This is a genomic window from Rhizobacter sp. P1_G5 (genome assembly GCF_056405435.1).
This window is the reverse complement of sequence record NZ_JBFUCB010000948.1, coordinates 1-1,528: the sequence shown is the minus strand read 5'-3', so window position 1 is coordinate 1,528 and position 1,528 is coordinate 1. Positions and strand designations below refer to the sequence as shown.

The 1,528-nt window shown below is 73.0% G+C and carries 1 protein-coding gene; it reads left to right on the top strand.

The genetic code is table 11. The features are described 5' to 3' along the window. Positions 1-5: 5 nt before the first annotated feature. Positions 6-1,528, top strand: a 1,523-nt coding sequence (locus tag AC1D12_RS33010; protein WP_477845336.1) for a PHA/PHB synthase family protein, incomplete at its 3' end; no start/stop codon positions are given.

The window sequence follows — 1,528 nt, the reverse complement described above, 5'->3', positions numbered from 1 at the left end:
CGCAGGTGCTGCCCGGCGCGCTGGCCGCGCTCGCCGGCGCGGACGTGATCGACGCGGCGCCGCAGGACCGGCGCTTCGCCGACCCGGCCTGGCAGGCGCAGCCCTGGCATGCGCTCGCGCAGCTCTTCCTGCTGCAGCAGCACTGGTGGCAGCAGGCCACCACCGGCGTGCCGGGCGTGACGCACCACCACGAGCAGATGGTGGCGTTCGCGGCACGGCAATGGCTGGACATGCTCGCACCGTCGAACTTCGTGCTGGGCAACCCGGTGGTCCAGCAGCGCACGCTGCGTGAAGGCGGCGCCAACCTGCTGCGCGGCCTGTCGCAGGTCGCCGAGGACGCGTGGCGCGAATGGCTGGACGCACCGCCGGTCGGGGCCGAAGCCTTCGAGCCGGGGCGGGCGGTGGCCGTCACGCCGGGCCGCGTGGTGCTGCGCAACCGCCTGATGGAGCTGATCCAGTACGTGCCGTCGACGCAGCGCGTGCATGCCGAGCCGGTGCTGCTGGTGCCGGCCTGGATCATGAAGTACTACGTGCTCGACCTGTCGCCGGCGAACTCGCTGGTGAAGTACCTGGTCGACCAGGGCTTCACGGTGTTCGCGATCTCGTGGCACAACCCCGGCGCCGCGGACCACGATCTCGGCATGGACGACTACGCGCGCCTCGGCGTGCTGGACGCGCTGCAGGCGGTGCGCACGATCGCCTCGGGCCGGCGCGTGCATGCCTGCGGCTACTGCCTCGGCGGCACGCTGCTCGCGTCGGTCGCGGCGCTGCTGGGCGCGCAGCGCGACGGTTCGCTGGCGAGCCTCACGCTGCTGGCGTCGCAGACCGACTTCACCGAGCCGGGCGAACTGGGTCTGTTCATCGACGAGGAACAGGTCGCGGCGCTCGAGCAGCGCATGCAGGCGCAGGGCTACCTCGACAAGGCGCAGATGAAGCGCACCTTCCAGATGCTGCGCTCCAACGACCTGGTGTGGTCGTACCGCGTGCATGCGCTGCTGCTCGGCGAGCGTGCGCCGATGACCGACCTGATGGCCTGGAACGCCGACGGCACGCGTCTGCCCGAGCGCATGCATGCCGAGTACCTGCGCGGGCTGTACCTGCACAACGCGCTGGCGCACGGCGAATGGCAGGTCGAGGGCCGCACGGTGAACCTGATGGACATCCGGGTGCCGGTCTTCAGCGTCGCGACGCTGCAGGACCACGTCGCGCCGTGGCGCTCGGTCTACCGGCTGCAGTCGCTGTGCGACGCGGACCAGACCTTCGTGCTGACGGCCGGCGGCCACAACGTGGGCATCGTCAACCCGCCCGGCAACGCGCGGGCGAGCTACCGGATGCGCACGCTGGCCGCCGGCGCGCCGCGCGTCGTTGCCGACGCGTGGCTCGCCGACACGCCGGTGACCGAGGGCTCCTGGTGGCCGGCCTGGCGCGACTGGCTGCACCGCCACGGCACGGCCCGGCCGGTCGCGCCGCCACCGCTCGGCGCCCCGCAGGCCGGCCTCGCGGCCGGCGAGGCCGCGCCCGGCACCTA